Source organism: Microcoleus sp. D2_18a_D3 (assembly GCF_036702455.1).
GTDB lineage: Bacteria > Cyanobacteriota > Cyanobacteriia > Cyanobacteriales > Microcoleaceae > Microcoleus.
Genome location: NZ_JAUBTK010000034.1, coordinates 1 through 13,303, shown reverse-complemented (window position 1 = coordinate 13,303; position 13,303 = coordinate 1). Strand labels below are relative to the sequence as shown.

Genomic DNA, 13,303 nt, shown 5'->3' with positions numbered 1-13,303 from the left:
AAGAAGAAAGACTCGTTCCTAGGCTAGGCCCATTCCTGAAAACTTAAGACAGAAACCCCTAATAAATGTCGCTTTTAGTCGAGTCTAGATCCCCCTCGCATCCCCCTTAATAAGGGGGGACGAAAGAGAACACTCTTGTCCCCCCCTTCTTAAGGGGGGTTAGGGGGGATCTAGACTTCGCGACAAACAAGAGAGACGGTAGGTTTAACGTTAAGTTGTCACGCCTTGGGCAGAGCCGGGGAACGCAGATCCAGAGGCTCTGCCTCGAATTGTCAACTTAGGAAACATTGGAGAAAGAATGAAAAGGACTAAATTGAGACTGAAAAAAGTAAAGTTATTTCTGCTATCGCTTTGCTTTTTTACTGTTTCACTTGGCACGTTTAATTTGTTACCTTCCTTTGCGGCGGCACCCAAACACTACGACGAATTAACATTTCCCCCGCTGGCAGAAATTCAACTGCCTAAATACACTCGCTTCGAGCTGAAAAATGGCATCCGCGTGTATCTGATGGAAGACCGGGAACTCCCGCTAATTGAGGGAACGGCGCTATTTCGCACGGGCGAGCGCTTTGAACCTGCCGAGAAAATCGGACTGGGAGGTTTGACGGGAGAAGTGATGCGAACTGGTGGCACGAGCAGGCATACGGCTGATGAATTAAATCAGTTGCTAGAACAGCGAGCAGCTTCGGTAGAAACGGGGATTGATGTTAGTTCGGGCAGCGCTAATTTTAGTGCTTTAGCTGAAGATTTGGCACCCGTATTTGACTTATTTGCGGAAGTGATTCGGGAACCAATATTTGCTAAGGAAAAGTTAGATTTAGCGAAAAACCAAACTCAAGGTGCGATCGCCCGCCGCAATGACGATCCTGACGGTATTACCGGCCGCGAGTTTCAAAAATTAATTTATGGAGCTCGCAGTCCTTACGCGCGCACGGTAGAATACAAAACCCTCGCCAATATTTCCCGCGACGATTTGGTGAGTTTCTACCAGAAATATTTCCATCCCAAGAATATGATTTTGGGTATTTCTGGTGATTTTGATACAGCTAAAATGCGATCGCTCATCGAGCAAAAATTCGGCAATTGGCAACCGAGTCAGAGTGCAGAAATGCCTGCGTTACCAACGGTATCGCCAGCAAATGGCGGCGGCGTATTTTTGGTAAATCAGCCACAATTAAGTCAAAGTTACGTGCAAATGGGACATTTGGGCGGAATGCTCAGCAGTCCAGATTACGGTGCTTTGGACGTAATGAATGGGGTTCTCAATGGTTTCGGTGGCCGTTTGTTTAATAACGTGCGATCGCGCCAAGGCTTAGCTTATTCAGTATACGCTGCTTGGAGTCCGAGATATGACTATCCGGGGGTGTTTGTCGCTGGAGGCCAAACGCGATCGGATGCCACAGTACCATTTATCCAGGCGATTCGCGCCGAGATCGATCGTATCCGCACCGAACCAATTACCCCGGAAGAATTAGCTTTTGCTAAAGATTCCGCCCTGAATTCTTTCATTTTCAAATTTGAAAATCCCAATCAAACTTTGTCGCGATTAATGCGCTACGAATACTACGGTTATCCCGAAGATTTCATTTTTCGCTACCGCCGCAGCATCGAAACAGCAACAATTGCCGACGTGCAGCGCGTAGCTAAGACTTACTTGAAACCGGAGAATTTGGTAACATTAGTAGTGGGAAATACTGCGGCAATTGAACCGCCGTTATCGAGTTTGGGAACTTCGGTGAAAGTGCAATCTGTTGATATCACAATTCCCCCAGCGACTTAATCGGTAATCGGACATCATACCTAATACTGGTTCGTTATCCCTGTTATGAAGGAGGTGATTGAAATCGCTTTTGACCTCAAATTCGTATGTGGCGAACCGCCCCTGGAATGCGAATTTGAGGTCAAACTACACAAAAGAAGTTCACTCCAAGCTGACTAAGATATCAAGGAAGTATTTAACCCGGATTTGGTATAAGTTCGTAGCAAAAACTTGCGGTACAGCCGTCCTTATTCTTTCTTAATCAGGTGTTCAGTATGCGTTTAAGTCCTATTTATTCCCGGTTTTTGAAACTGCTCGCGATCGCACTTCTCACAAATCAATTCATGCAGCCAGGTGCGATCGCCAATCCATCGACTCCCGAACCAGTTAATTCTCCCACCAGTACCGCGCCCCAAAACAGCCCAAAGGCATTAGTGGAAGAAGTTTGGCAGATTGTTGAGCGTGCATACATTGATGGGAAATTCAATCAACAGGACTGGAATGCGATTCGTCAACGCTATTTAAATCGGTCTTATGGTTCCTATGAAGAGGCATATCAAGCAATTGGAGAGATGTTGAATTTGCTGGGAGATCCACTTACTCGCTTCCTCGATCCTTTGCAATTCAAGAATTTGCAGGTTTCTAGTAGTGATGTTGTGGGAATTGGTCTGGAACTTACAAAAGATCGGGAGACTCAAGCCGTTACGATTATCCAACCTATTGAAAATTCCCCAGCACAGAAAGCCGGAATCTTGCCACAGGATATCATCACTGCGATTGACGGTAAACCGGTCGAAAAGAAAATTGTCAGTGAAGTCGTGACAATGCTGATGGGCAAGGTGGGAACCTCTGTTACTCTAGACATTCTTCGCAGCGGTAAACCCATTACTTTTCGAGTTCAACGTGCCAATATAGAAATTATTCCTGTACGGTATCGTACTGAAGAAACTGCGTTCGGTCGGATTGGTTATATTAGGTTAAATCAGTTCAGTGCCAAAGCTGCCCAAGAGATGAAAGGGGCGATCGGATCTCTAGAAGCACAGAATGTAAAAGGCTATGTGCTTGACCTTCGCTCTAATCAAGGCGGTTTGTTTTTTGCAAGCATTGACATCTCTCGGATGTGGCTCGATCGAGGCATCATAATGAGTACGATCGACCGCAATGGAATACAAGACCATCACCAGGCAAATCATAGCGCACTCACCCAGAAACCTTTAGTCATCCTAGTTAATCGTAATTCTGCTAGTGCCAGCGAAATCGTGGCGGCAGCCTTGCAGGAAAATAAACGAGCAAGCTTGGTCGGAACAAGAACCGAAGGTTATAATTCGATTCAGTCTGTACGGGGACTCAGTAATGGATCGGGTCTAGCAGTCACGATCGCAAAATGGTTGACACCCACAGGACGAGATATTAACCGAACTGGACTCAATCCTGATGTAGTCGTAGAACTGACTGATAGGCAACAGCAAGACCTGTTTCGCGAGCGTAAAATTGGGACTACCGCCGATCCTCAATTCGTGAAGGCGTTACAAATCTTAAATCAGAAGTTGCGACCTTCCAGGTAATCGATTCAGGACTTACGCACGAGCCGTCAAAACCCGGTTTCTATGTCAATATTTCTCGCAGATGTGCACGATTTTTTTCAGAAACCGGGTTTTTTGCGTAAGTCCTGAATTAACTAAAAATCAATACTCAAAGGTGCTCTCGGAAACGGAATCACATCCCGAATATTCCCCATTCCCGTCATAAACTGCACTAACCGCTCAAATCCCAAACCAAACCCAGCGTGAGGCACAGTACCGTAGCGGCGCAAATCCAAATACCACCACAATTCCTCCTTATTCATACCCTGGGCTTCCATGCGCCGCTCCAACACATCCAGCCTTTCTTCCCGCTGCGAACCGCCGATAATTTCCCCAATATTAGGAGCCAAAACATCCATTGCTCGCACCGTTTTCTCGTCATCGTTTAAACGCATATAAAATGCTTTAATCCCGACGGGATAATCGCTGACAATTGTCGGCTTTTTAAACAAGTCCTCAGCCAAATAACGCTCGTGTTCCGACTGCAAATCCAAGCCCCAACTTACCGGGAAATCAAACTTTTTGTCGGCCTTTTCCAAAAGTGCGATCGCCTCTGTATAAGTAATCCGCTCGAACTGATTGTTAATGATATTTTCAGCAGTAGCCAAAACCGTTTTGTCAATGCGCTCGTTGAAAAACTCCATATCTTCCGGGCAACGATCCAAAACGTATTTAAAAATGTACTTTAAAAACGCCTCAGCCAGATCCATATCTCCCTGCAAATCGCAGAAAGCCATCTCCGGTTCAATCATCCAAAACTCAGCCAAATGTCGCGAAGTATTAGAATTTTCCGCTCGAAAAGTCGGGCCAAAAGTGTAAACATTTCCGAAAGCCATCGCCATAACTTCCGCTTCCAACTGGCCGCTAACTGTTAAATAGGCGCGCTTTCCAAAAAAGTCTTTAGCATAATCAACCTCTTGCGAATCAGTGCGCGGCACATTCTTTAAATCAAAGTTGGTAACGGCGAACATTTCCCCCGCACCTTCGCAGTCGCTAGCAGCAATAATCGGAGTGTGAACCCACAAAAAACCGCGTTCTTGAAAAAATTGGTGTACCGCCGCCGAACAAGCATTGCGGACTCGAAAGACAGCACCGTGGGTGTTTGTGCGAGGCCGCAAATGCGCGATTGTCCGCAAAAATTCAAAGGAATGGCGCTTTTTTTGCAACGGATAAGTTTGCGGGTCTGCATCACCGTAAACTTGTACTTGTGAGGCTTTCAACTCAATTCGCTGTCCCTTCGCCGGAGATGCTACCAGCACTCCCGACACTTCTAGAGATGCACCTGTATTCAGTTGTTTGAGTACATTTTCAAAATCTGGCAAATCGGAATTTATGACTACTTGCAAGTTAGCCATCGCCGAACCATCGTTGACTTCCACAAAGGCAAATTCTTTCAATTCGCGCTTAGTGCGAACCCAGCCTTGAACAGTTACAGTTTCGTCGGGTTCACCGGCGCGCAAAATTGCTGCTATACGTTGATTTGCCATAATATCCACTCCTGTTTATTTAATATTTTGCACCATATTTCTCTCTTTTCTCTGACTCTGCGCCCTCTGCGCCCTCTGCGGTAAATAAAAAAATCAAAAATCCGAACCCCCAACATCCTTCAACCTGCATAGGATTTCAAAATCCAACCGATCAAAATGCCGAGTCCCCCAAAGCGAACTGCTTGCCAAAAAGGTTGTTTTATGCTTCCCCAAGAAAACAGGCTGCTTTCTAAATTCAACTCGATAGTTTCCAATTCTTGCTCAATTTCCCGCAATTCTTTTTTGAGTTGCGGCAATGGATTTCGGCGTCCCGACTGGCGGATTTCTTCGCGCCGATGGCCGAGTTCGACTTGGCGCTGTCGATCGACCTGAATTTGAGTGTACCGTTCTTTGACTGCTGCGAGCGATCGCTCAACTGCTGCGAGCGCTTGAACAAACTCGCTTTCTTGGTCTTCGGGATTTAACTCTGACGGCTGTTGAGGCATTTCGATCTGCAAACCTGACAATAATAATAAAAAAAACCGATTTCCAATTAAGTTGTTATTATATGCAGTATATTTTTTAAATTCAGAAACGGCAGCCAAATCCGTATAATTGCCAATTATGCTTGAAACTACACAAACAACCCAAACTGTCAACCTCAACGAGCTGAGCACGGTAGAACTAGCCCAAGCTCTAGCCGCGCGCCTCGCCATCCACGAAAAAGATTGGCACCGCCTCAAAGCCAACCGTTCTGCGCGGGCCTGCGAGCAAGCTGCGGCCGCTTTGGTCTTTTTGCTCAAAAAACAGCCAGAAGAAGCTCTCCCGCGCTTAAACCAAGCAGCAGGATGGCTGGATCGATCGATATCTGCTCCTCCCTGTCCAACCCACGGCAAATAATTTTGAGTTTTGAGTTTGGAGTTTGGGCTTGATTAGTCGCTCAAAACTTAGACAATCGCGCCGCTCGATCGAGCAGCGCGATTGTGAGTTCAAAAGATTTATACTTTTTTAACTCAAAACTCACATTTTGCATTATGATCAGCTATCAATAGCCAGAACGTTCAACTTCTCACTGCCAACTTCAGCCCGAGAACGAAAAATTTTCCCGGTTTAGCTGAGGTGAAAACTGCTGCTTTCATAGCAGTTCTAGCGCAAGCGAGGCAGCCGGTAGCGACTGGGAAGTTCTTTGCACAGCCGTAACTCTGTACCTTGAGAATTCCACTCTACCCGATCGAATATTTGGTAAAGAATAAACAACCCCCTACCACATTCCTGTTCCACATGGGGTAGTCCAGAGTCATCTGCAACGTCCTCTGCTAGGAGACTGTCGCAATCATCGGTATAAAGGTTACAACTGCAAGGGGCTTTAAAGCCAGAACCTTCATCCGATATCACCCACCAATATTGGTTTTGGACGATCGAAAAACGGACTCCAACAGTTTTAGCCGGGTCTAATTTGTTTCCATGCTTAGCAGCATTTACCAAAGCTTCTTGAAGCCCCAACCGCAATTCCGCTTGCCAGTAATCTGGCACCTCTGCTAGGAGCAGATCCAAAATAGGACAAAGGTATAGAGTAGAAGCGAAGCTAATCGTAATCCAATTGCGTCCGACGGGACGAGGTGAAATAGCAATCACTCAGAAAACTCCCTAACTTTCAGGTGGATAAAGTTCACACCCTGCATAGTTGGCTCCCTAGTATTCAAAATGCTAATTAATTGAGCGGCGCTGCTCTACTTCTATCTTAGAGTATCAAAGCAATTAAGAACAGCAAACAACGTCACAAAATATTCTGCGATTCTGAGAAACTTCTGCAGAGAACCATCAGTAATTCTACTTATAACTTCTTCCAGTAGCGAAATTTTTGAGGTCGGCTTTTGCCAACTAGCAACCAAACGGCTCGCTGCATCCTCCAAGCCATTAACAGCTACCTAACAAACGATCCCCACGTTGAAAAGCTCGGAAATAACTATAAAAAAGTCGATCCCTTCACCCTCGCCCATCAGGTTCGACCCTAGCAGCCGCTGCTTTGCGCCATCGCCCAGAACTTGATGTTGCCGCCAAACAGCCAAATCATCATACCTAGGTATGTTGCAGCCCAAACCCGATTTATTTTCCCAAATGCGATCGGGCAACATATCTCCCATTGCTGCGCCCCTCACAAAATCAATATTCGTTACAAAACTTATTAAGCCTGAGTGCCGGCAAGCGCGAGAGCCCAACTCGTCCAAATAGACCTATCCTTTGCTGGCGAAACTCCGGGGCGTTGTTCCAACTAGATAAATCTGAATGTCGCGATACAATAGTTAAAGTAAATAATTATTTCTTTACATTATGCAAGCAACCCCAGCCATAACCGCAGCCCCCATAGCCGGCACTTAGTGGCAGTGGCGGGGTAAAGTCACCATAACCATGCTATATTAGTTTTACAGTTTCATTCACGCTATGCACATAGCTCGATTTACCGAGATTTGCTAGAAAGTTGATAGAGGCTACAACCCTTACAGAACCTTGAAAAATCAATATGTACGCCAAAACACAAGCCATCCCTGAGACGGTCAAAGTTCAGTCTGATAACGGTACTCTCCGATTGCAGTTCAGTACCAAGTACAACCCTATTTTTGGGGGGAAGCGCAAGCATCAGGGCTTAAGCCTGAAGGATACACCGGACAACTGGCAAAAAGCGATCGCAATTGCCTACCGGATCGAAGGTGATTTACAGCATCCAGACTGGCAACAGTTGTTTGACCCCAGTTTTGCTAAGTACGGCTTAAAAACTAAGTATGCTGCTGAACTCAAACTAGCAGCACCAATACCCGAACCGGAACCTGAGATGACTGTTGGGGCGATGTGGGAGGATTACTTGACTTGGAAGCGGCCGCAATTAGAGGAAACAACCTATCGACTAAAATTTGTCTCTACCTATAGCAATGTTGTTAAAGGTTTAGTATGGGATAGTAAATTAGCTAAGTTTACTGAATCCAATAACACTGCATGGAATCTTCCTATTTCTCCTGCTGCAAGTGAAATAATTTTGCAACACCCCGTAAGCGACAGCACTAAAACGGCTGTATTACAAGCGCTTTCAGAAGCGTTTAAACGCTTACAGTCATTAGGCAAGATTAATAATTTACCGGCTAATCCCTTTGTTTGTACTGGTAAATTTTTAAAAAACACAGCGGACAAATATAAACCAATAATTTCAGCCACAGGTGATGAGCGGGAATGGTGGGACACAGAACACAAAGAAAGCGGTTCAAATGGGGATTACAGAGCGTTTACCAGAGAGGAGAGAGATATCATAATCAAAACCTTTTATGAGTCTACTAGGCTTAGTTGTCAGCAAGTAGCACCTTTGATTGAGTTTTTGTTCTTGACAGGTTGCCGACCAGGTGAAGCCTTCGCCTTGAGATGGCAAGATATCGGAAAGGGCAAGGACGGTCAATATATAGTTTTCGCCAAGTCATACAATGGCAAATTGAAAAATACTCAAGTCACAAAAACCAAAGAAACTCGCTTATTTAGGATTTATCCTAAACTTGAGTATTTACTGTCGAAAATTAAGCCTACAAATCTCAAATCAACTGACTTGGTGTTTGTCAATACAGAGGGTAATCCTTACAACACTGGCAACATAAGTGAATTATGGCAAGAAACATCCAGCGGCAAGGGAGAGAATCGAAAATCTCGAAATGGTATAGTTACTCAACTAGCGAAAGACGGTAAAATCTCAAACTATCTCCCCCCTTACCATACCCGGCACACGTTTATCAGTTTACAAGCCCACGCTGGCACAGATTTGTTACTTTTAGCTACAGCTTGCGGTAACAGTGTCGAAATTATTCAGCGCCACTATTTGGGAATTAATACCACAGTAGAGATGGTAGATATCTAACCCTACCTACCCTACCTACCGCCCCCTAAAAAGGGCGGTTTTTTATTGCCGATCGTCCCGGTCGTAATTCAGAAATTCTCACTCGAGCTATGTGCATAGCGTGAATGAAACTAGGTGAGTGTCACTTAGCCTTTGCCAGCATTTTCTGGTGTAGCGGCCTACAGTAGGCGGCTACTTGTAAAAAAGCACCAAAATAGCCACTAAAAAACCCGGCTGTTACACCGGGACATTATCACTTGTGTCACGTGATTAACGGTAGTTAGTTCCAACCTGTCGGTAACAAAACTTAACCCTATCAGGGATTGACAAATCTACTTACTCTTTGCGATCGTCTAGTAACGAGGAAGAATTCCGCGCAGCCAGCAAGGTTTCTGACACCGAGCTAACTGCGACTTCCCCAAACGTTAACTAACAACGGTTGAGGCACATTTATTATGACTGTCCAGAACGCCTGCGGCAATGTACAGCCGCAATTCTTAACGCGCGACGCGCTTTTTACTTCACAGTTAGCGCGTATCCATACATTTGACGGCATCACCCACGACAAGGCACTTGAAATACTTTACGACGCAACGGTAGCCCGTCAACTCGAAACGACTCGCGAACCAATACCCAGACACCAGTGGGGCAAATATTTCGAGCTACCCGTAATGTCGGTAAATGATGTGGCGGGTTATTACGGCTTAAAAGCAAAAAAAATCAAAACTGTAATTAGTGGAGTCCCCAGTTACCTAAAGGAATTATTCGAGGGCGGGTTACTGGTATTGCGCGACAAAGCTATAGAGGATGCTTGCAAGCAACTAGGTACACCATTGACTACGAACGAACTCATTTTGCTACCGCCGCAAGCGGTCTTAAGAATGTGCCTGTTTCTACCTGCTATCCCTACCGTAGTGGCAACCGTTGATACACTGTGGAATTATGCGGTGAGTGAAGAGTTGAGTGAAACCACATCTGCTGACTGGGAAAAAACCTGCTATCGTTACCGCGCGATTCACTGCGATCGGATAAGCGATCGAGAATTGGTTGAGTGTTTGGTAAAAGCAAAAGAACTCAATTTATACCCCTATGTCCAACATTTTGGACAGCAAGACTGCCTCAAAACTTGGTCGAGCCTGTTTGCTTATGAAGGGGAGTTCCCACCGCCGCGAGGTGATTTTTACAGAAAAAAGCACACTTGGCTTGACAGAATATCCGACGTTTGTTTGCGCGAGTAATTTACGCGAGCAAGTCCTATAAGTAATAGAAGACCTAGGTTTAGTTGCCTAGGTTTTTTTGATTTGAGTATTTTTACCTTGACCTCGAAATACTTGAGGTTTACACTTGCTCTCTCTAGTCTATTTTTTCACTTAGCCGCCTACAGTAGGCGGCTACGCCAGAAAATAGAGAGATGTGGCAAATGTCACCGTAATACACCGTAATAAAAATCAACCCTATCAGGGTTAGGACGGTGACTCACCGTGATAAAAGTAAGTGACTGTAACTGCCTAAACCTTATGGGTTTGAACAAAAAAGTATAGCGTTGTATAGCAAAAAAAAATGTTCAAACCCTATGGGCTTATGCAAGTCCTTTTTCGCTATTGATTGCCACATTTTGCTACCCCTGCCATCATCCGATAGATTATAATCGGAGTCAGGACTGATTGATGCTTCCCGCAGAGATTAGTTCGCCCGGTCTGCGGGCAAAAAAAAGAGCCGCGAAGCCTTTGACGAGGAACGCGACAAAACAAAAATAATTCTAGATTCACTTTAACTCGATCGTGCCGCCAGCGGCAAAAAATTTAAAGTCCTACAACTCAATTTTTTTAATTTTTGGGTTTTGCGGATTTTGCGTTCCTCGTCTTTGAGCATAGCGACTCTCCTTGTATAACTACTTTGGAGAACGTTATGTATAGTATATCTACTCTTGGTACATCCATCAACTCTGTCGGTAACAATTATTCACAATTAAGCGAAGATCACGAATATCAGATCGTTGCAAGGCGTGCGATCAAAGCTGAATGGGCACGGGCTAACTGTCAGACCTGCGACATCCCGAAAGCTTCGGTAATGTTGGGATATGATGCAAAATCAGCAGGCATTATGCTGATATCGGATGAGTACGGTCAGTGGCAATTTCGTCCCGATGAACCTTGGGCTTCATCCGATGGCAGTAAACCCAAGTACCGCACCCCAAAGCACGAGTACGATCTATTCCTAGCCAAGCACCCCGAAATGAAGGGATACTGGCGAGACCTAGACGCACTCAAAGCTCGATGCTTCACTATTGACGGCAAACCCTACCTACTCATCACAGAAGGTGGGTTCAAAGCAATAATGGGTTGCCAGCACGGTATCCCTACTGTTGCCCTGGTTGGAGTAACAATGGGTTTGACACCAAAAGCCAAAGGAGAACCCGATTTAGTACCAGGGTTAAAACGGTTGGCTGAAGCTGGTTTTAATTTCATCATTACTTTTGACTCCGATGACCCGGTAAAAAAACCGGAAACCGTAAAAAATGTTCGTTATGCAGAAAAAAAACTTGCAGAACGCCTGAAAGTTTACGGCTGTGAGGTATTGTCAGTTACGGGTAAATGGAATCACGAGGACGGTAAAGGGATGGATGATTTCATCCAAAAGAACGGGATTGAGGCTTTCAGGGCAATCCTGATGAAAGCGACAGAGATGGGCGCTGAAGCGCGTGGCACAGGTGATAGCGGTTCACTGAGTAAGTCCAAAAAACCACCTACTCCCCGTGAGATTGGAGCACAACTGGCCGAGCAATATGGGCATCAGTGGAAATATGATGATGAGCAAAAAACGTGGCGGGTATACTCCGGTAAACACTGGGAAAAGATAGGACTGGGTGCTTTCACCAGCTTAGTTAAAACTACTATTGACGCAAAGGGCGTAAACTACACCGGAAGTGCATATATCAAGGACGCTGTTGAACTACTCCAATACGACTTGCGCCAAATTCGCTGGCAATACTGGGACAGAAAGCGATATATCAATTTCAGCAACACCGTACTGGACGGCGAAAAACTCGCTACTCTGGAACACTCACCCGGAATGGGGTTCACCTCATTTCTGCCGTTCAATTACAAGCCTCTCGAAGGTGATTTAAACGATACTTTAGAGGCTTTACGGGTAAACTGCCCAAGCATCCATAAATTCTTCCGCACGGCAATGCAGGACGATGAACGCAAGATGCTCAAATTACTGGCCATCTGTAATGCCATCCTCAAACATCGGTTCTTTGACTTGCAGATGTTCGTTCACCTGGTAGGTGCACCGGGTTCCGGCAAGGGTACTTTTGCCCGGTTGATGGAGAAGTTAGTCGGACGGGAGAACTTTAAGGGATGTCAACTAGATCGCCTTTCAGATGGCTCAACAAGGGCATCGGTAGTCGATAAGCAATTGGTGGTTTTTGCTGATGAGAGGAAGCCTGTAGGTATTGACTCAATCCTCAGCTTTACTGGGGGCGATGCCGTAAGTTACCGGGAGTTGCACACTCCGGCTGCTGACGCTTTTTTTTACGGCTGCCTTTTAATCTGTAGTAACAAACCCATCTTTGTTGGGGATACCACCGGACTAGAACGCCGACTTTGCCTAGTTCATTTTGATAACCCCATTCCTACCGAAAAACGCGACCACAGCATCGAAAGCCAGTTCGAGGGTGAAATACCCGCATTAATAGGGATAGCGCTCTCGCTGACCGATACTGCCGTTACTCAGGCTATCCGAGGCATCGGCTCAGAACGGATTGCTGAGTTTAAGTACAAAGAATGGGAGATGAAGTGCGAGACGGACTCGATCGCAGCTTTTTTTGATATGGAGTTGGTGTTAGACCCGACTGCGACGACATCTGTTGGCAAGCTTTACGATGCCTATAAGTATTTTTGCCAAGAGGGGGGGAAATTGAAAGCCTTCAGCGTCGTTAAATTCCCGAAAATATTGGCTGACATCTTGGCTGACGAGAATTTGCCTGTAACTCGACACCAGGGACGTATCGCAACCTTCGAGGGGCTGAGGTTGCGAGAAAGGTCGGACACGCACCCAACCCATTCCGAGATATTAGCGGGAGTTGATGCGGGAGTTGATGCGGGAGTTGATGCGGGAGTTGAATCCGCACGGGGTATACATCAGCGGGAGTTGCGGGAGTTTGGCGCTAAATATTTAAGGGAAAGTACAAACGATGATAATTACCCGATTGAAGCGGAGGAAAGTGAATCAGAAATAGATTTATCCCTCTCAACTCCCGCAACTCCCGCTGATGCCCTATTAGCAAGGGATACAACCCCCGCTGAAGTGGTGCAACCTACCCCCTCAAGTCCTGCAAGTCCTGCGGGCTCCCTGCAAAACGCTGCAAACAAACGTTGGGCTAGCAAACTGGCTGACGATATGCGGGAGGCTATTGCTGATTGCGATCGCGAGAAGGCAAAGGAAGTTATGGATCGAGTTAAAACATCCGCCCCTCAAGTCCGAGGATTTTTTGCTAAAAGCTTTACCGAGGAAGAAAACCGGAGTATTCGCCTGTTAAAAAATTCTAATTCTGATTCACCCTCAAATTCGGTGTCTGAACCAGTAACAACCAACCAGACCCATCTTGCCATCGGTGACT

10 protein-coding genes are annotated in these 13,303 nt (G+C 45.8%); 6 read left to right on the top strand and 4 right to left on the bottom strand.

The window, feature by feature from the left end; all coding sequences use genetic code 11:
• Positions 1-298 precede the first annotated feature (298 nt).
• Positions 299-1,780: a pitrilysin family protein gene (locus tag QUB06_RS16945; RefSeq protein ID WP_333436247.1), complete on the top strand. Its 1,482-nt coding sequence runs from the start codon at positions 299-301 to the stop codon at positions 1,778-1,780.
• 254 nt (positions 1,781-2,034) lie between these two features.
• Positions 2,035-3,324: a S41 family peptidase gene (locus QUB06_RS16940; RefSeq protein ID WP_333436246.1), complete on the top strand. Its 1,290-nt coding sequence runs from the start codon at positions 2,035-2,037 to the stop codon at positions 3,322-3,324.
• Between the two features lie 113 nt (positions 3,325-3,437).
• Here the strand turns inward: QUB06_RS16940 and asnS are convergent, their stop codons facing one another.
• Together asnS and QUB06_RS16930 are read right to left on the bottom strand one after the other, a co-directional pair.
• Positions 3,438-4,829 carry an asparagine--tRNA ligase gene (gene asnS, locus QUB06_RS16935; RefSeq protein WP_333436245.1) on the bottom strand — a complete coding sequence of 464 codons (1,392 nt, stop codon included), beginning with the start codon at positions 4,827-4,829 and terminating at the stop codon, positions 3,438-3,440.
• Between the two features lie 119 nt (positions 4,830-4,948).
• Entirely contained in the window at positions 4,949-5,314 is a 366-nt protein-coding gene (locus tag QUB06_RS16930; protein WP_333436244.1) for a DUF2203 domain-containing protein, read from the bottom strand.
• A 118-nt stretch (positions 5,315-5,432) separates the two neighbouring features.
• Here QUB06_RS16930 and QUB06_RS16925 point away from each other — a divergent pair, with 118 nt between their 5' ends.
• On the top strand, positions 5,433-5,708 hold the full coding sequence (locus QUB06_RS16925) for a DUF6439 family protein (RefSeq protein ID WP_006631172.1): 276 nt from the start codon (positions 5,433-5,435) through the stop codon (positions 5,706-5,708).
• 246 nt (positions 5,709-5,954) lie between these two features.
• On the opposite strand, the gene QUB06_RS16920 is transcribed toward QUB06_RS16925, so the two are convergent.
• Positions 5,955-6,443, bottom strand: coding sequence for an anti-sigma regulatory factor (locus QUB06_RS16920; RefSeq protein ID WP_333436243.1), 489 nt, complete (start codon positions 6,441-6,443; stop codon positions 5,955-5,957).
• A 293-nt stretch (positions 6,444-6,736) separates the two neighbouring features.
• Complete coding sequence (locus QUB06_RS16915) at positions 6,737-7,036, bottom strand: hypothetical protein (protein ID WP_333436242.1); 300 nt, start codon at positions 7,034-7,036, stop codon at positions 6,737-6,739.
• A 293-nt stretch (positions 7,037-7,329) separates the two neighbouring features.
• On the opposite strand from QUB06_RS16915, the gene QUB06_RS16910 reads away from it, so the two are divergent.
• The 3 genes from QUB06_RS16910 to QUB06_RS16900 all read left to right on the top strand — a co-directional run.
• Positions 7,330-8,700 carry a tyrosine-type recombinase/integrase gene (locus QUB06_RS16910; RefSeq protein ID WP_333436241.1) on the top strand — a complete coding sequence of 457 codons (1,371 nt, stop codon included), beginning with the start codon at positions 7,330-7,332 and terminating at the stop codon, positions 8,698-8,700.
• A 434-nt stretch (positions 8,701-9,134) separates the two neighbouring features.
• The gene (locus QUB06_RS16905; protein WP_333436240.1) at positions 9,135-9,917 is read left to right on the top strand and encodes a hypothetical protein; all 783 of its coding nucleotides are present in this window, start codon (positions 9,135-9,137) and stop codon (positions 9,915-9,917) included.
• Between the two features lie 670 nt (positions 9,918-10,587).
• The coding region (locus QUB06_RS16900) for a DUF3854 domain-containing protein (RefSeq protein WP_333436239.1) at positions 10,588-13,303 on the top strand (2,716 nt) is incomplete at its 3' end.